Source organism: Providencia sp. NPDC089933 (genome assembly GCF_049545585.1).
Classification (GTDB): Bacteria; Pseudomonadota; Gammaproteobacteria; order Enterobacterales; family Enterobacteriaceae; genus Providencia; species Providencia huashanensis.
On sequence record NZ_JBMWDT010000001.1, the window covers coordinates 366,405 to 383,840 of the forward strand.

The window sequence follows — 17,436 nt, forward strand, 5'->3', positions numbered from 1 at the left end:
AGGTTTATAACAATTACATTTTATAACTCAACTGATAATGATAATCAATATCGTTTGAGTAAATAAACACAAATATTGTGGAATAACATACATACCCATTATGAAATGCTGGTTTTTATTGTTATTTTGTATGACTAAAACACGTCCTGAAGTAAAAGTTAAGTAAAAATAATTTTATTTTTCCTAGGATTAGTTATTCTTCCATCGGCTTAAGTAGCAGAGGATTATAATAGTGAAGAAAATGATTAGCGGGGCTATTCTGTTACTGCTACTTGCTGGTTGTTCTAGTGAACCAGATAGACCAGTGGCGAAGCAACGAATGTTGGATAACCCTAACACCTTGCCAGCGACGACACAAAATGGTGTATTCCCTCGCACTCCTTTTGATGAATTTATTCGGGACTCAGCAGCCCGCTACAGTATTGATGAAACTTTAATTAGGGCCATCATTGAGGTAGAGTCGAATTTCAGGCCGGAAGTTGTAAGCAAATCAAATGCGATTGGTTTGATGCAAATTAAAGCATCAACTGCGGGGAGAGACGCTTATCGTTATCAAGGAAAGTCCGGTGAACCTAGTTCTAGCGATTTAAAAGACCCTCGAAAAAATATTGATATAGGCACTGCATATATTCGAATTTTGAGGGAGCAGCAGCTTGCAGGTATTAGCCACCCGCAAACGTTATATTACGCAACAGTTGTGGCTTATGTGAATGGCGCAGGGGCACTATTAAGAACGTTTGATAATGATAAAAGTAGGGCAATAGCTATGATTAATAGTTTATCACCTGAAGAGTTTTATCAACACGTTCAAACTAAGCATCCCGCACCACAAGCTCCGCGCTATTTGTGGAAAGTTAAAAATGCATACAATGCATTAGCGATGTCTTACTGATATTCCTTCAATAAGTGTGGGAGTTGCGCGACAATCTCAACAATACCGTTGATAACAAATTGCACTCCCATACAGATTAATAAGAAACCCATTACACGGGCTATTGCATCAATACCGCTATTTCCTAACCATCGCATAATTGATGTCGCACCTCTCAAACCAATCCACACGATTAGACTCGCAATTAAAAAGGTGAGTACTGGCGCTACTTTTAATACCCAAGGAGCAAAGCTGACATTCCCTTGCAATGAGGCCGTTGAGCTGATGATCATCGCAATAGTACCTGGCCCCGCAGTACTTGGCATTGCTAATGGAACAAAGGCAATACTGGGTGACTCTTGGCGTTTTTTAGGGACATTAGGGTCATCAAGAGCTGCTGCTGTTTGGTCTTCTCCTGAATCATTACTGGGAAATAACATACCAAAACCAATAAATGCAACAATTAACCCACCTGCAATACGAAGCCCAGGTATTGATATACCAAATGTATTCATCACTAATTGGCCTGCATAAAAGGCTATAGTCATAATTGCGAATACATAAATAGAAGCGAGTAACGATTGGTGATCACGTTGCTCTTTGGTCATATTTGCGGAAATACTGAGCATGACCGCAATCGCTGTTAAAGGGTTAGCGAGTGGAAGCAATAAAACAAGGCCAATACCAACAGCTTGAAATAGCTCGAGGAAATTTGTCATAGTGATTAAATACAAGCTCCCAGTTTAGATAGATGAGTACCCTTATCTTAGATGATAACAAAATTTGTTATAGATCTGTACCTTAGCATATCTACCTAGATTAATGTTTTAATATTAAAACAAAATACGATTAAGAATTTATGTAAACTACAAATGAGTACTGGGACGAAAAAGTTGTTCACATTAACTGTGGATAACCCTCAGTTTCCTTTGTGAATAACTCAATTAACTTTATCAATAACATAGACATATGTGGATGAGCTAAAAGTATTCAATTATAATAGGCAAAAAAAAACCTTTTTATGGGGGTCATAAAAAGGTTAAGGGCATCTATTAACAGGTTGTCTTAATGTTGATGTGTTATAGATTGTAACGGTTACAATGTTATTTACTGGTAGTTTATGTAAATTCATTAAAAGAAATCGTTTAGCGTTCATATAGGATGAAAAATAGTATGTTAGTTGGAATTAACCATTTAACCATTGCAGTGACTGATGTTGAGAAAAGCATCTTCTTTTATCAATCATTACTTGGTATGAAGCTACATGCAAGTTGGAAAAATGGAGCGTATATCTCCTGTGGGGATTTATGGTTATGTTTATCGTTAGATAAAACACGCTTATCTTTTTCACATACCGAAACAGATTACACTCATTATGCTTTTACAGTTAGTGAGGCAGATTTTCCTATCTGTGTTGCCAAACTAAAACAGGCTAATGTCATTGTTTGGAAAGAAAATAAGAGTGAGGGGAAATCATTTTATTTTCTTGACCCTGATGGGCACAAATTAGAACTGCATGTGGGTGGCTTATTGCAACGTTTAAAAAGCTGCCAAGAAGCCCCTTATGAGGGTATGAAATTTTATTAAATAAGCCTGAGAATTTCTTTACAAATGATTTTTAATTTTAAAAATAGCTTTACGTAGAGTGATATATCCTATTTTTAATGAATTATTAAAGAAATAGGAATAGGTATGAAAAAACTCATAGCGACATTCGCAGGGGCGTCAATGTTGTTGGTTTTGGCTACCGCAATGATTTTGATTGTTTTCCCTCAGCAGTGGAAACAAAATATTTATCCAACTATATCTCAACTATTGCCAACATCGCTTAGTACAATTTTACCTAAAAGTTTAGTGAGCAATAATGTCTGTGATAGCTTAGAGGATAATCTGCAAAACTTTGCAAGCTACCTTAAAGTTAACCAAGACATTGTAGATATTAAGGGTATGAATAGCTTAGATGAGCAACTGACGAATATCCAAGCAAGGATTGATGCAATGCCGTCAGATGTTCGTGACCTTGTATGCCAGCAGGAGTATAGCAAATTAGAAGGGTTAAAAAGTGTATTCTCTTTAGGGCCTAATAATTAATTTTTTGGGTTAGTTATTTTGCTTGGTAATATCCCATACAAAGCCTTTCTATTGTTTTATAATATGCTGATTACCTTATTTTTGAGTTTAAGGCAGCATAATGAAAATTCTAAAATTTCCATTGTTGAATTGGCTAATTGCGAATGGCGTTGCAGTTTATTTTCTTTTTAAACAAGGTGCGTTAGATTGGTATTTTTCTGGCTGGCTGGGGGTTTTAGGGATTTTAGTTGCTCTAGAAAGTGTCAGTTGGGTGGCAACAAGTTTATTTTATTTTTATAAACATAAAACATCGCCTAATCCGAGTGTGCGGGCAACGCACCTCATCACAAATGGCCCATATCGATTATCCCGCAACCCCATGTATCTGGCTTTTACTTCCATGAGTTTGGCACTGGCTCTATTAACACATTCCCCATATTTCTTAGTTTCTGGCTTAGTATTCTGGCTAGTAACCGATTTATATACAATTCCGCAAGAAGAAAACTTTTTAGCTAAATCCTTTAAAGCAGAATGGGATAGTTATCACAAACAAACGAGGCGTTGGTTATAAAATCATATTAATGAGACTTATTCTCATCTATGATTGAGTCTATTTTTCTATAACGCACAGGCTAAGGTAATTAATGAATTATCAAGTTGCTCCATTTTGGATTAATTCAGGTAAGTTAGCGTGTTTGATTGTTATTAGTTTGTTCCTTGCATTTTTTTCTGTAAGTACTTTTATCGCATATTTACTGGTTATTGGTGTGGGATGGGCAGTATTGGTATCGTTCAAAATACATGCAATGAAAGAAAAGGGAGTAATACTAAAAAACAGTGATACATCAGATTGGATGGTTTATATCCAAGGTATTCCAGTTGAAGAGAAAAGGCAGACATTAGCTAACCCCTGTTTTGCAACATTACAGCACGCCCAGTCATTTTTCAGCAATGCATTTATGATTAGGGTTTTCATTCAAGTTATATTTTGTAGCTATATTCTTTGGCAAATATGGGGATTAGATAATATCAATGTACAAATACTTACCTTGATTGGAGTGGTATATCTTGGGTATACGTTATGGGTATCAATTCAGCGATATATTACTCTTAAACAAGGTAACTTAATCATTGAAGAATTAACGGCGCCTAGTGGATCTCTTTGGTATAGGGTGTATTTCAAAGAAAAAGAAAAACTATTTCCTGCTTTGGATGGTTTATTCGCCATTTAATCTGGAAGGTATTGATTTTTCTTATGAAGAAGAACAATAAACGGCTTTGCGCTATCGCCATAAATTATGTCTGTGTTATCATTGATAGTTGAGTTACTCGCGATGTATCAATTTATGTTATCTTAATTTAACTAGAATTGTGTACATATCTCGCATAGTGAAGTGAGAAATCGTTAGTAACGTATTGATTTATAATTTTGGAATAATCAAGCAAGTGATCTGGCGTGTGGGTCACCACTGCTGATAAGGATTTTTTAATGCCTGTTATTACTCTTCCTGATGGAAGTCAGCGTCAGTTTGACCATCCTGTTTCTGTGATGGACGTGGCTCGCGATATTGGCGCGGGTCTAGCAAAAGCGTGTATCGCCGGTCGCATTAATGGCGAACGTGTTGATGCGTGTGAAATGATTGAACATGATGCTAATGTGTCAATTATTACGAGTAAAGATGACGACGGACTCGAAATTATTCGTCACTCTTGTGCTCACTTGTTAGGTCATGCCATCAAGCAATTATGGCCAAACACCAAAATGGCAATCGGTCCAACTATCGACAACGGTTTTTATTATGATGTCGATTTAGACCATACGCTGACGCAGGAAGATTTGGAAAAGCTAGAGAAGCGTATGCTTGAGCTTGCCAAAACAGATTATGATGTGGTGAAAAAACGTGTTTCTTGGAGCGAAGCTCGTGAGACATTTGTTGCCCGCGGCGAAGACTATAAAGTTGAAATCTTGGATCAAAATATTAGCCAAGATGATCGCCCTGGTTTATATCACCATGAAGAATATGTTGATATGTGTCGTGGTCCACATGTACCTAATATGCGTTTTTGTCACCACTTCAAATTGCAAAAAGTGGCTGGCGCGTATTGGCGTGGTAACAGCGACAATAAAATGTTGCAGCGTATCTACGGTACCGCATGGGCTGATAAGAAACAATTGGCAGCCTATTTATTGCGTTTAGAAGAAGCCGCTAAGCGTGACCACCGTAAAATCGGTAAACAATTAGATTTATATCATATGCAAGAAGAAGCGCCAGGTATGGCGTTCTGGCATAATGATGGTTGGACAATTTTCCGTGAACTGGAAACTTTTGTACGTACGAAACTGAAAGCTTATAACTATCAAGAAGTTAAAGGTCCATTCATGATGGATCGCGTACTGTGGGAAAAAACAGGTCACTGGGATAACTATAAAGATGCAATGTTCACGACTTCATCAGAAAACCGTGAGTATTGTGTAAAACCAATGAACTGCCCTGGTCACGTACAAATCTTTAACCAAGGTTTGAAATCTTATCGTGACTTACCATTACGTATGGCAGAATTTGGTAGCTGTCATCGTAATGAGCCATCAGGTGCTTTACATGGTTTGATGCGTGTGCGTGGCTTTACTCAAGATGATGCACATATCTTCTGTACAGAAGAACAAATTTTAAGTGAAGTAACTAGCTGTATTGAAATGATTTATGATGTTTACGCAACTTTTGGTTTTGAAAAGATTGTTGTGAAACTATCAACTCGCCCTGAAAAACGTATCGGTACTGACGAGATGTGGGACAGAGCGGAAGAAGACTTAGCTAACGCCCTGAAATCAAAAGGTATTGAATTCGAATACCAACCAGGCGAAGGCGCATTCTATGGTCCTAAAATTGAATTTACACTGTATGACTGCCTTGACCGTGCATGGCAATGCGGTACCGTCCAGTTAGACTTCTTCTTGCCGGGCCGTTTAACCGCTTCCTATGTAGGCGAAAATAACGAACGTATCGTTCCTGTTATGATCCACCGTGCTGTATTGGGTTCACTTGAGCGCTTTATTGGTATTTTAACAGAAGAATACGCAGGCTTTTTCCCAACATGGTTAGCACCACAACAAGTGGTTGTAATGAACATAACGGATAGCCAAGCTGATTATGTTCAAGAATTAGTTAGCAAGCTGCAAAGTGTTGGCATTCGCGCGAAAGCAGATTTACGTAATGAGAAAATTGGCTTTAAAATCCGCGAACACACGCTGCGTCGAGTCCCTTACATGCTAGTATGTGGTGATAAAGAAGTTGAATCAGGCAAAGTTGCTGTACGTACCCGTCGTGGTAAAGATTTAGGTAGCCTTGATGTCAACGAATTCATGACTAAACTGCTTGAAGAGATCCGCAGTCGTCAACTCAATCAGATGGAGGAATAAGGTATTAAAGGCGGAAAAAAACTCCCAACAGCACGTCCTAATCGTATTAACGAAGAGATCCGTGCTACAGAAATCCGTGTCACAGGTCTAGACGGTGAGCAACTCGGTGTTATGAGTGTGCGTGAAGCACTCTTTAAGGCTGAAGAAGCAGGTGTCGACTTAGTCGAAATCAGCCCAAATGCTGAGCCACCCGTTTGTCGTATTATGGACTACGGTAAGTATCTTTATGAGAAGAGTAAGTCTCAGAAAGAACAGAAAAAGAAACAAAAAGTTGTTCAAGTGAAGGAAATTAAATTCCGTCCAGGAACAGACGAAGGCGACTACCAAGTTAAATTACGTAGTTTAATTCGCTTTTTGGAAGAAGGTGACAAGGCTAAAGTCACACTACGTTTTCGTGGTCGTGAAATGGCTCACCAACAGATTGGTCTGGAAGTGCTTAATCGCATCAAAGCTGATCTGGATGAACTGGCGTCAGTGGAATCATTTCCTTCAAGAATTGAAGGGCGCCAGATGATCATGGTATTGGCACCAAAGAAAAAATAATTAAGCCAGTATTGGTATAGCTAAGCAGTGCTCGTTATGGGCACTGCTTATCTTGTATTGTCAGTAATGTGAGCAAATGTCGTGCTTATTCAGTAATAAGCTAAATTAATAACTAATTAAAATAGACTGACTGATAGAAATAAATACGGTAAAACTAAATTTTTAAATAAGTTAACGTGATTTATTTCAAGATTTACTTGAGTAATCGGGCAATAAGCATTAAAATCCGCGGTCGAATCGCTTTGTCAGTTTTTAAATAATAAGCAGACAAGCCAAAGAATCTTGTACGCAGATGTTGTATTAAGCAATAATAGTTCTGCGTATTGCTTTAGAGAGTATGCAAATCTCTTTATCCAGTTGGAGGAATGAAGTATTAAAGGCGGAAAAAGAATCCCAACAACACGTCCAAATCGTATTAACGATGAAATCCGTGTTCCTGAAGTCCGTTTAACAGGTTTAGACGGTGAACAGTTAGGCATTATGAGCGCACGCGAAGCGCTTGAAAAAGCTGAAGAAGCAGGTGTAGATCTTGTGGAAATCAGCCCAAATGCTGAACCGCCAGTTTGTCGTATCATGGATTACGGCAAATTCCTTTATGAGAAGAGCAAATCTCAAAAAGAACAGAAAAAGAAACAAAAAGTTGTTCAGGTGAAGGAAATTAAATTCCGCCCTGGTACAGATGAAGGTGATTATCAGGTCAAACTACGCAACCTGGTTCGCTTTCTAGAAGATGGTGACAAAGCTAAAGTTACGCTGCGTTTTCGTGGTCGTGAAATGGCTCACCAACAGATTGGTCTGGAAGTGCTTAATCGCATCAAAGCTGATCTGGAAGAACTGGCGTCAGTGGAGTCATTCCCTTCAAGAATTGAAGGACGTCAGATGATTATGGTGTTGGCACCGAAGAAGAAATAATTAGGCCTTGCAAGTAATAGCGAAAGTTATTCGCCTAATTAATTCGTAGTTTATCACAATGCGAAGTTGGAAATAAAAGAAATGCCAAAGATTAAAACTGTACGTGGCGCAGCAAAGCGCTTTAAAAAAACTGCAGGCGGTGGCTTTAAGCGCAAGCATGCAAACCTTCGTCATATCCTGACTAAAAAGTCAACTAAGCGTAAACGCCATTTACGTCCGAAAGGAATGGTATCTAAGGGCGATCTGGGTCTGGTAGTAGCCTGCCTGCCTTACGCATAAGTAAACAATTTAGTTAATTAAGATAAAAGACGATAGGAGATAGCTATGGCTCGCGCAAAACGTGGTGTAATCGCCCGTGCACGTCACAAAAAAATTCTGAAGCAGGCGAAAGGTTACTATGGTGCACGTTCACGTGTTTACCGCGTAGCGTTTCAGGCGGTAATCAAAGCTGGTCAATACGCTTACCGTGACCGCCGTCAACGTAAACGTCAGTTCCGTCAACTGTGGATCGCGCGTATTAACGCAGCGGCTCGTCAGAACGGTCTGTCTTATAGCCGTTTCATCAATGGCTTGAAAAAAGCTTCGATTGAAATCGACCGTAAGATCTTAGCAGACATCGCAGTTTTCGATAAAGCAGCATTCACTGCTTTAGTTGAAAAAGCAAAAAGCGCTTTAGCTTAATTGTTTGCTTGAAGAGAGGAAGGTAACTTCCTCTTTTCATTTATAACTATTTGTGTTAATACTTTAATAGCCCATTTTTTGAGAAATCATTGCATGTGTTTTGTTATTTTTCGTTTCTTTTTTTACTTTAGCACCTGATTCTCGGGGGCTTTTGCGCGTAAAGATAGAAAGAATAAACGAAAAGTTACGCTAAAGCCTCCTTAGGGAGGCTTTTTTGTTTCTGGTTTAGGATTAAATACAGTAAAATCAGTTAACTACCCCGCCATCTTAAATGGAATGTGGGTTTAATAATTTAGTGAATAACTAGCAAAAAGACCGAGTGGTCATAAAGGGGAAACAATGCCACATCTCGCTGAGTTGGTTGCACAGGCAAAAGCAGCCATTGAACAGGCCCAAGATGTTGCTACGTTGGAGTCAGTGCGTGTTGAATTTTTAGGCAAAAGCGGCCACTTCACACTACAGATGAAAACGTTGCGTGATCTGCCTGCCGATGAACGTCCAGCAGCAGGGGCCGTAATAAATGAAGCCAAAGTACAGGTTCAAGATGCACTAAACGCCCGTAAAGATGCCATGCAAGCTGAGATCCTCAATGCGCGTCTCGCTTCAGAAAAAGTGGATGTATCATTACCTGGGCGTCGTATGGAAAACGGTGGACTACATCCAGTGACCCGCACGATCCAGCGAATTGAAGAATTTTTTGGTGAATTAGGTTTCTCTGTTGAGACTGGCCCTGAAATTGAAGATGATTATCATAACTTTGATGCGCTAAACATTCCTGCTCACCACCCAGCACGTGCAGATCATGATACTTTTTGGTTTGATGCTAAGCGTTTGTTACGTACCCAAACCTCTGGGGTACAAATTCGTACTATGAATGGTCAACAACCTCCAATTCGTATCATTGCACCAGGTCGTGTATATCGTAACGACTATGACCAAACACATACTCCAATGTTCCACCAAACAGAAGGTCTGATTGTTGATAAAGACATCAGCTTTACTAATTTAAAAGGCACATTGCATGACTTCCTGAATAACTTTTTTGAAGAAGAAGTACAGGTACGTTTTCGTCCATCATATTTCCCATTCACAGAACCTTCAGCTGAAGTTGATGTCATGGGGAAAAATGGTAAATGGCTAGAAGTGTTAGGTTGTGGCATGGTACACCCGAATGTACTTCGCAATGTTGGGATTGACCCAGAGGTCTACTCAGGTTTTGCATTTGGTATGGGAATGGAACGCTTAACAATGTTGCGTTATGGCGTTTCTGACCTACGTGCATTCTTCGAAAATGATCTTCGTTTCCTCAAACAGTTTAAATAAGGCGGGTTTATCTCATGAAATTCAGTGAACTATGGTTACGCGAATGGGTGAACCCGGCGATCAATAGTGACGCACTATCAGACCAAATCACTATGGCTGGTCTTGAAGTTGATGGGGTTGAAGCTGTTGCTGGCCAATTTCACGGTGTTGTTGTTGGTGAAGTGGTTGAATGTGGTCAACATCCCAATGCAGACAAATTACGTGTTACCAAAGTGAATGTTGGTGGCGATCGCTTATTAGATATTGTCTGTGGTGCTCCAAATTGTCGTCAAGGGTTGAAAGTTGCAGTTGCAACGGTAGGCGCAGAACTGCCGGGTGATTTCAAAATCAAAGCGGCAAAATTACGCGGTGAGCCATCAGAAGGCATGCTGTGTTCTTATTCGGAATTGGGTATTTCTGATGACCATAGCGGGATTATAGAATTACCGTTAGACGCCGTTGTTGGAACCGACATCCGCGAATATTTAAAACTTAATGATAACGCAATTGAAATCAGCATTACGCCAAACCGTGCAGATTGCTTAAGTATTCTTGGTGTGGCTCGTGATGTTGCTGTTATTAATAAATTAGCGCTAACTGAGCCTGCTATCAATGTGGCCCCTGTTACGACTAAAGACACATTTCCTATCCGTGTTGAAGCTCCTAAGGCCTGTCCGCGCTTTTTAGGCCGTGTAATCAAAAATATCGATGTGTCTGCACCGACACCGATGTGGATGAAAGAAAAGCTGCGTCGTGGTGGTGTGCGTTCTATCGATGCTGTTGTTGATATTACCAACTATGTATTACTAGAACTAGGGCAACCTCAGCATGCGTATGACTTAGACCGTTTAGATGGCGCTATTGTTGTACGTATGGCAAAAGAAGAGGAAAAACTGGTTCTTCTTGATGGTAGTGAAGCCACATTGAAACCAGATACACTTGTTATTGCTGATGAATCTAAAGCATTGGGAATTGCGGGTATTTTTGGTGGTGAACATTCAGGTGTTAATGCTGAGACGAAAAATATCCTGCTAGAGTGTGCATTTTTCGACCCTCTATCAATCACAGGTCGCGCACGTAATTACGGCTTGCATACTGATGCCTCTCACCGTTTTGAGCGTGGTGTTGATCCACAACTACAATTTAAAGCTATTGAACGTGCGACAGCGTTAATCGTTGAAATTTGTGGTGGTGAAGTCGGCGAAATTATTGATGCTACGAGTGAGCAACACTTACCAAAAGCAGCCAATATTAAGCTGACGCGCAATAAATTAGACCGTTTGATTGGCCATGTTATTGAAGATGAATTAGTTACCGACATTTTAACGCGTTTAGGTTGCCAAGTCGTGGTTTCAGCAGGGTGTTGGGATGTAGTGGCACCAAGCTGGCGTTTCGATATGCAAATCGAAGAGGACTTAGTGGAAGAGGTCGCACGTGTTTATGGCTACAACAATATTCCTGATGTGCCGTTACGCGCCGATCTGGTTATGACTAATCATAAAGAAGCTAACTTACCATTAAAACGTCTTAAAGCGATGTTAGTTGACCGTGGATATCAAGAAGCGATTACGTATAGCTTTGTGGACCCGAAAGTTCAGGCATTATTGCACCCACAACAAGATGCATTAATGTTGCCGAACCCAATTTCTGCGGATATGTCGGCGATGCGTTTGTCTCTATGGACTGGTTTATTGACAACGGTTGTCTATAATCAAAATCGTCAACAAAATAGAATTCGTTTATTTGAAACAGGTCTACGCTTTATTCCTGATAATCAAGCAGAATATGGAATTCGCCAAGAACCTATGTTGGCGGGGGTCATTACAGGTAACAGATTTGAAGAACATTGGTCATTAGATAAACAAGTTGTTGACTTCTTTGACTTAAAAGGTGATCTTGAAGCTGTTTTTGAATTGACTGGGAAACTAAATCAAATTACATTTAAATCTGAGGCACATCCTGCATTGCATCCAGGTCAAAGTGCTGGGATTTATCTGGAAAATGAACACATTGGCTTTATTGGTGTGGTTCATCCAGAATTAGAACGTAAACTCGATTTAAATGGTCGTACGGTGGTGTTTGAGGTTCGTAGTGATGCGATAGCACAACGTGTCATCCCTGAAGCTAAGGCGATTTCACGCTATCCGTCGAACCGCCGTGACATCGCTGTGGTCGTGCCAGAACATGTAGCTGCTGCAGAAGTTTTAGCAGAGTGTAAAAAAGTTGGCATAAATCATATAGTTGGCATAAACTTATTTGATGTGTATTGTGGTGAGGGAATAGCAGAGGGTTATAAGAGCCTAGCTATCAGTCTTATCTTCCAAGATACTCAACGTACGATGGAAGAAGAAGAGATTACCGCGACCGTTGATCTGTGTGTTGCTGCGTTAAAACAGCGATTCCAAGCCTCCTTGAGGGACTAAACCTATGGCGCTTACTAAAGCTGAAATGTCAGAAAATTTGTTTGAAAAACTGGGTGTTAGCAAACGTGATGCTAAAGACCTTGTCGAAACTTTCTTTGAAGAGGTTCGCCTTTCCTTAGAAAATGGTGAGCAAGTAAAATTATCTGGATTCGGTAACTTTGATTTACGTGATAAAAATCAACGTCCCGGACGTAACCCAAAAACTGGGGAAGATATTCCAATTACTGCACGCCGTGTTGTTACTTTCCGTCCAGGCCAAAAATTAAAAAGCCGCGTGGAAAAAGCAACACCTAAAGAGTAATCATATCAATTGATATAGAAAAGACCGCCTAGGCGGTCTTTTGTTTTTAGGCAATTGTCTGTTTTATAAAGGGATTTATAAAATTCCATCCACATTACATCCACAATGTAACCAACCTTCAAAAAAATAGCCCCTCAAATGAGGGGCATGTTTATGGTTCAATTCTGATTTCTTTTATCTTATTTAACTCGTTGCAAATTTCTATTGCCTGTTCTTTTGTTGGTGCATCTATTGATGTGATACTCCCATTATCATTAAATGTCACTTTCACTCTTTTGTTCTGTTGCATCTTAGCAACTAGTATTGTCACAATAGCGCCAATACTTGCCGAACCAATTGGGATTGCAACCTGTACCCATTCAATAGCTCCACCACTAAAACACAATGGGCCTCTTTCATGTTTTACTGCTTTGCTATCGAATTCGCTTGTTAATTCATCTATAATTTTCCAAGGCGCCTTAATTAGGATGGTTTTTATGTTATTACTTGTCATGAAAGGAACTTCTCCTTTAAGTCGTTTGAGAATAGCTGCAACCCTGTTCTCAAGTGCAATAAAAATTGTTCTATCAAGAAATGTGACAGCATTAATTGATGTGAACAGTGAATGCGAACGAAGTGATCTCGCTGACATTTCAAAGGTTATCACCTCTTCGTCACTTTCAAAATGAAATGTCTTGTGTAATTTTCGGATGCAACAAGTTATCCGAATTTATCAATGTAAATGCTCTTAATTAATTTTTAGGGCATTTTTTTATTTTCAGTTATTCAAATGGTCGTACAGAAAAATTATGTTAGGTTTTAATTAGTGACAATAAGATGTAAATGTATTATAAATTTAATTATAAATATGAATGTTTTTATACAAACTATATTAAAAAATATAGTTAAAATGATAATACTTAATGGCATAGTGATAAAATGGATAATTTAATTGACAACGAAAATAATTTAGACATAGATGCAAAATACATTGATGAGCTTTATGAATGGTATTTAAATGATAATTTAACTATAAATAGAAGATATCAAAGAAAATTGGTATGGACGATAAAGGAAAAACAGGAACTAATATCATCTTTGCTCAAGAAATATCCTATACCATTACTATTGTTTGTTAGGACTAATAATAAAAGAGAGATATTAGATGGTTTACAACGTTTAGAAGCGATAATGAGCTTTATCGAACAACGTTACCCTGTAAATGGCGAATATTTCAACTTGGATTCCATGGTACTAACAAAAGAAAAAAAGGATTCAGGCGAGTTAGTACAAAAGCTACCAATTATGTCTAGACAGGAATCATCTGGAATAGCAAGGTATAAGTTTGCGATATCCGAATATTCATCGGATAATGAAGATATTGATGAGGTATTCAGAAGAATAAATTCAAATGGAAAACGTTTATCAAGACAGGAAATACGATGTGCAGGTTGTACTACGTATTTTTCTGACCTAGTTAGAATTATTTCGACTACAATCAGAGGTGATACAACACATACAGAGACGCTAGCATTAAAAAATGTTCATTCTATATCTATAGCTAGTGATAAACTAGATTATGGGATAAATATAGATAATCACTTTTATGTCAGAAATAATGTGTTAATAAAAAGTAATATTAGAGAATCCTTAGATGAAGAATTGGTTTCCAATATATTAGCTTATATTATGTTAGAGGAGAAACCTTTATCTAGCTCAGATGCTTTAGATGGATTTTATGGTGTAAGGGATACGACTCATACTCTTTCAGATCGTAACGCACTAGATAAATATATAAAGCTACATTCAGTTCCGAGAATTAAAGAAAATTATATTTATGTTTATGATATTATAGATGACCTTTTTAAAAATAATAATTTCAAAAAACATGTTTTAGGTGAGCAATCAAGATCGCATGAATGCCCAAGGTATTACCAAGTTGTTTTTTTGGCATTTTATGACCTATTAATTAATAAAAATAAGGTAATAAAAGACAAGAAAAAGCTGTTAGAGCAATTAAAAAATGTAGGTTCAAAAAAAATTATTGACGTTACAGAAGCTAGCCGATGGAAAGGCGAATCAAGAGAAAAAAGTGTAGATGATTTGGTTGCACATATAGATCGTTTCTTTAAAATGTCTCCGAAAGGAGCTGAAAATCAAGTAAATACAACAGAAATCAATACATTACTAACAAATTCAAAAACTGAACAAACATATTATGACTTCAAGCAAGGTATTTATACTTTAGATAAAAAAACTAAGATAGATAAAAAATGTTTATCTAAGATAGTAGAAACTTGCGTGGCTATACACAATATTAATAAAACTGTAACTGGTTATATTTTAGTTGGAATAGCTGAAGATTCTCATGTTTGTAAAATGTTAGATGAGATTTATGGTAAAAGTGAAGTTAAAGTAGTTAATGGATTTCATTTAATTGGTGTAGATCGTGAAGCTACAAATGAAACTAATGGATTAGATGGTTACTTTCTACGAATCAAACAATTCATTGAAGAGAGTAATATAAACAAAAAATTAAAAATGCAGATTTTAAAAGATATTACATTTTGTATTTATGAAGATAAGCACATATTAAAAATAACAATAAAATCAACAGGCGAAGTATGTGCATATAATAATACTATATATGTTAGACAAGGAGCTAATAATAAAGAAATAAAGGGGATTGATGAACAAAATGTAATATATTCACTTTATAACAGCTAATTTCTATTTTTTTAAATAGAAATTAGTTTAAATATAGGAATAGTTAGTTATAGCTATTCCTCTAATAAATCATTTTATCATATCAAAGAAGACTGCTGAAACTTGTTCGGATGCGGTTCAACAACATTAATATGTGCGGGTTTAACAACAATTTTAGTCACTGATTCGTGACTGACAAATGTGCAACCACAATTAATATTTTGGCACTGGTTATAACGTTCTTTGGTTTCGGATGAGACTTGATAGGAACTACGGGTATGTGCAGAGTGACCGCATTCAGGACAATTCATCATGATTATGTATCCTTTGTCATGATGTTGATGTTATGTAAATTATATCATGTATATCCATACAGTCTAAAAAATTATTCGTCAGCCATATCTAAATCCGAAATTTTCACCTCTAACTCTAATGCGGTTGTAAAACCACTGTCATTCAGTGAATGAACGACTCGCGTTAATGTCCAGTCCGCGTTATCAATCTCTGGTTTAAATCCACTGACGGTGACAGGCATTTCAGGGTAGAGATCTGCACGGCCAACCGCGAGTTGAATCGAAAATGACGCAACACCACGTTGGATTTTTTCCCAGTTGGCTTTTGCGGCTCGGGCGGCATTTTCTTTCGTGGCGTAGGTGTGAGAAAGCGTGAGAATGTTCCCTTGTTCGCCGGCTAGATATTCCCCTTGTTTTTCTTTTGGCTCTGCTGGCTTTGCAGGTTTTGCCGGTTTTTTGCTTTTTCGTTTCCGTTTCACGGTGACTTCTTTTTTCTTTTTGGGTTCTCGGGTGTTCAGCCAGTTAGCCACAACACCGGTGTATGCGCCGCGGTCAGCCAGTGAAAAGCGGTGTCCATCACCCACTGAACGGGTGATATGCATCGTTTGGATGGGTTGGCCTGTGGCGGTGAGCCCTTGGCCTTGTTTCATAAACAGTAAATTACCATTTTTAACTGCGACGATTGCCCCCTCTGATTTTGCTACTCGTGTTAAAAATGAGCCGTCCGATTCGTTGGTTTGGTCAATATGGGCAAGCTTGATTTTATCTAATTTGTCATCAATGACCGGCTTCAGCTTATTACGCTCTGCCAAAGTTCGTACGATATCGCCCAACGATTTTTGATGGTAAGACTGTTCGCGCTTAACGTTTAATGTGTCGCGAAAATCTGCACTACGACCACGGATCGTGAGTTTATCGGGCACGCCGCTATGTTCAACCTCATCAACCGTAAACGTCCCCTTGTAGATCAGCGGTTCGTTTTTCCAACCAAGATGCAATGACAGGGTTTCACCTCGCTTTGGTAAGGCGAGTTGTCCGTCGCTATCATCCAATTCAATATCTAATTGGTCAGCTTCAAAGCCGCGATTATCTGTCATGGTTAATGACATTAAACGCCCTTGAATTAGACTATTAATATTTTCACCGCCTGCCGCAAGCACAAATGCAGGGGTTAGTTCATCTTTGGTTAAAAAACTCATAGCGGTAAGGCTCCGCGAATATCATTGAGCTGCTGACCTAGATCGCCAAACATTTGAGACAGTGATTCATCAGTGCGTTTTAATTTCAGCGTAAAATCAATTTTTCTGGCCGAGCCATCATCAAAAAAAATACTTTTCGATTGGGTGATTTCTTCAATCACAAACATACCGTAAATAGTGCCTGAGCCATCAATCAGTGACCATGCTTTTCCCGTTTCTGCCATTTGCTCTAATACCAGTAATGACAGCCTGCCGCCAGTCAGTGACGGAAATAATGAGCCACTTAATGTGATATCGTCATTATCAAGGCCGATAAATTGAACTGTGGGGCGTTTGCCGACACGATTATTCACGCCATAACGGTATTTTTGGTTAATTTGCATCATTTGGTAAGGCGTTGTATTGAGTTGAAAAACGAACAAGCCCAGCGCTGCCATTGCCATAATTAATACTCCTCACTGTCTTGGTAGCGGCTTAACTGCCTTGCCTGTGTTTGTCGCTGACGTTGCTCTAGTTGTCTAGCCACTTCTCTTGCAATATCGTTTGCTGACTGGTTCGGTAGTGGGTAAACCTTTAACATCCGCGACAATCTGCTCCCACTTATCAGAAATGGTTTTCTTCACCAATGCCCACATACGAGAAGTGATAGCGACAATCTCATCCCAGTGCTGATAAACCAGCCCGACAAGCCCCCAATTCAGCACATAGGATTTAACCCCCTCCCAAAATTGGGAAAAT

Annotated in this window: 19 protein-coding genes and 1 other annotated feature; of the genes, 14 read left to right on the forward strand and 5 right to left on the reverse strand. The window is 38.7% G+C overall.

The features are described 5' to 3' along the window. Positions 1–232 precede the first annotated feature (232 nt). Positions 233–892 (forward strand): transglycosylase SLT domain-containing protein, encoded by a 660-nt coding sequence (locus ACPEH5_RS01915; RefSeq protein ID WP_042844080.1) that lies wholly within the window; start codon positions 233–235, stop codon positions 890–892. On the opposite strand, the gene ACPEH5_RS01920 is transcribed toward ACPEH5_RS01915, so the two are convergent. After that, positions 886–1,590, reverse strand: a complete 705-nt coding sequence (locus ACPEH5_RS01920) for a MarC family NAAT transporter (RefSeq protein WP_042844079.1) — start codon at positions 1,588–1,590, stop codon at positions 886–888. The two genes, ACPEH5_RS01915 and ACPEH5_RS01920, sit on opposite strands and share 7 nt — an antisense overlap. Before the next feature lie 454 nt (positions 1,591–2,044). On the opposite strand from ACPEH5_RS01920, the gene fos reads away from it, so the two are divergent. The 12 genes from fos (at position 2,045) to ihfA (ending at position 12,521) form a co-directional block, all read left to right on the forward strand. Then, on the forward strand, positions 2,045–2,458 hold the full coding sequence (fos, locus tag ACPEH5_RS01925; protein ID WP_042844077.1) for a fosfomycin resistance glutathione transferase: 414 nt from the start codon (positions 2,045–2,047) through the stop codon (positions 2,456–2,458). Between the two features lie 105 nt (positions 2,459–2,563). Continuing rightward, complete coding sequence (locus ACPEH5_RS01930; protein WP_042844076.1) at positions 2,564–2,962, forward strand: hypothetical protein; 399 nt, start codon at positions 2,564–2,566, stop codon at positions 2,960–2,962. A 100-nt stretch (positions 2,963–3,062) separates the two neighbouring features. After that, positions 3,063–3,512, forward strand: coding sequence for a methyltransferase family protein (locus tag ACPEH5_RS01935; RefSeq protein ID WP_042844075.1), 450 nt, complete (start codon positions 3,063–3,065; stop codon positions 3,510–3,512). A gap of 73 nt (positions 3,513–3,585) precedes the next feature. Continuing rightward, positions 3,586–4,173, forward strand: coding sequence for a hypothetical protein (locus ACPEH5_RS01940; protein WP_281110927.1), 588 nt, complete (start codon positions 3,586–3,588; stop codon positions 4,171–4,173). A 257-nt stretch (positions 4,174–4,430) separates the two neighbouring features. Beyond that, the gene (thrS, locus tag ACPEH5_RS01945) at positions 4,431–6,359 is read left to right on the forward strand and encodes a threonine--tRNA ligase (RefSeq protein ID WP_042844073.1); all 1,929 of its coding nucleotides are present in this window, start codon (positions 4,431–4,433) and stop codon (positions 6,357–6,359) included. A 3-nt stretch (positions 6,360–6,362) separates the two neighbouring features. Beyond that, entirely contained in the window at positions 6,363–6,902 is a 540-nt protein-coding gene (infC, locus tag ACPEH5_RS01950; protein WP_071548018.1) for a translation initiation factor IF-3, read from the forward strand. Positions 6,903–7,274: 372 nt separating this feature from the next. After that, the gene (gene infC / locus ACPEH5_RS01955) at positions 7,275–7,814 is read left to right on the forward strand and encodes a translation initiation factor IF-3 (protein ID WP_071548019.1); all 540 of its coding nucleotides are present in this window, start codon (positions 7,275–7,277) and stop codon (positions 7,812–7,814) included. Between the two features lie 81 nt (positions 7,815–7,895). Continuing rightward, complete coding sequence (rpmI, locus tag ACPEH5_RS01960) at positions 7,896–8,093, forward strand: 50S ribosomal protein L35 (protein ID WP_004263702.1); 198 nt, start codon at positions 7,896–7,898, stop codon at positions 8,091–8,093. A gap of 45 nt (positions 8,094–8,138) precedes the next feature. Next, on the forward strand, positions 8,139–8,495 hold the full coding sequence (gene rplT, locus ACPEH5_RS01965) for a 50S ribosomal protein L20 (protein WP_042844069.1): 357 nt from the start codon (positions 8,139–8,141) through the stop codon (positions 8,493–8,495). Positions 8,496–8,582: 87 nt separating this feature from the next. Then, positions 8,583–8,714: a sequence feature (Phe leader region), on the forward strand. Between the two features lie 120 nt (positions 8,715–8,834). Further along, positions 8,835–9,818, forward strand: a complete 984-nt coding sequence (pheS, locus tag ACPEH5_RS01970) for a phenylalanine--tRNA ligase subunit alpha (RefSeq protein ID WP_048606990.1) — start codon at positions 8,835–8,837, stop codon at positions 9,816–9,818. A 14-nt stretch (positions 9,819–9,832) separates the two neighbouring features. Beyond that, positions 9,833–12,220 (forward strand): phenylalanine--tRNA ligase subunit beta, encoded by a 2,388-nt coding sequence (gene pheT, locus ACPEH5_RS01975; RefSeq protein WP_129465830.1) that lies wholly within the window; start codon positions 9,833–9,835, stop codon positions 12,218–12,220. A 4-nt stretch (positions 12,221–12,224) separates the two neighbouring features. Then, on the forward strand, positions 12,225–12,521 hold the full coding sequence (ihfA, locus tag ACPEH5_RS01980) for an integration host factor subunit alpha (protein WP_004263721.1): 297 nt from the start codon (positions 12,225–12,227) through the stop codon (positions 12,519–12,521). Between the two features lie 151 nt (positions 12,522–12,672). Here the strand turns inward: ihfA and ACPEH5_RS01985 are convergent, their stop codons facing one another. Further along, a complete protein-coding gene (locus ACPEH5_RS01985) occupies positions 12,673–13,014 on the reverse strand; it encodes a hypothetical protein (RefSeq protein ID WP_131679948.1) in 342 nt (113 codons plus the stop codon). A gap of 425 nt (positions 13,015–13,439) precedes the next feature. Here ACPEH5_RS01985 and ACPEH5_RS01990 point away from each other — a divergent pair, with 425 nt between their 5' ends. Beyond that, positions 13,440–15,227, forward strand: coding sequence for a DUF262 domain-containing protein (locus ACPEH5_RS01990; protein ID WP_242680853.1), 1,788 nt, complete (start codon positions 13,440–13,442; stop codon positions 15,225–15,227). A 77-nt stretch (positions 15,228–15,304) separates the two neighbouring features. On the opposite strand, the gene ACPEH5_RS01995 is transcribed toward ACPEH5_RS01990, so the two are convergent. The 3 genes from ACPEH5_RS01995 to ACPEH5_RS02005 all read right to left on the reverse strand — a co-directional run bounded on the left by ACPEH5_RS01995 (position 15,305) and on the right by ACPEH5_RS02005 (position 17,141). Continuing rightward, the gene (locus tag ACPEH5_RS01995) at positions 15,305–15,520 is read right to left on the reverse strand and encodes an ogr/Delta-like zinc finger family protein (RefSeq protein WP_281110925.1); all 216 of its coding nucleotides are present in this window, start codon (positions 15,518–15,520) and stop codon (positions 15,305–15,307) included. A gap of 71 nt (positions 15,521–15,591) precedes the next feature. Next, the gene (locus tag ACPEH5_RS02000; protein WP_281110924.1) at positions 15,592–16,698 is read right to left on the reverse strand and encodes a phage late control D family protein; all 1,107 of its coding nucleotides are present in this window, start codon (positions 16,696–16,698) and stop codon (positions 15,592–15,594) included. Then, the gene (locus ACPEH5_RS02005) at positions 16,695–17,141 is read right to left on the reverse strand and encodes a phage tail protein (RefSeq protein ID WP_281110923.1); all 447 of its coding nucleotides are present in this window, start codon (positions 17,139–17,141) and stop codon (positions 16,695–16,697) included. Before ACPEH5_RS02005 ends, ACPEH5_RS02000 begins: the two co-directional genes overlap by 4 nt. Positions 17,142–17,436 lie beyond the last annotated feature (295 nt).